The 324-nt window shown below is 52.5% G+C and carries 1 pseudogene; it reads right to left on the bottom strand.

From position 1 onward, the window contains the following. Nucleotides 1–324, bottom strand: a pseudogene (locus JIG41_RS15910) (signal recognition particle-docking protein FtsY); the annotation flags it as partial.

Raw genomic sequence — 324 nt, 5'->3', positions numbered from 1 at the left:
TGTTCTACACGTTCGGCTTGTGCCTTCTCTGCTGCAATGCGTGCTTGTTCTACACGTTCGGCTTCAGCTTTTTCTGCTGCAACGCGTGCTTGTTCTACACGTTCGGCTTCAGCTTTTTGTGCTGCAATTTGCTCTGCTTCACGCTGCGCCTGTTCAGCTGCAATACGCTCCTGCTCTAACTTCATGGCCGCTTCTTGCTCTGCAAAACGCGCTTGTTGTTCTTGACGACGTTGCTCTGCTGCTTGCTGTTCTGCAGCGATACGTTCAGCTTCAGCCTTTTCTGCCGCAGCGCGTTCCTGCTCTATGCGCATCGCTTCTGCTTTT

The sequence above is a fragment of the Pseudoalteromonas sp. bablab_jr011 genome, from assembly GCF_016464045.1.
GTDB classification, from domain to species: Bacteria; Pseudomonadota; Gammaproteobacteria; order Enterobacterales; family Alteromonadaceae; genus Pseudoalteromonas; species Pseudoalteromonas lipolytica.
This window is presented reverse-complemented; position numbering and strand designations above follow the sequence as displayed.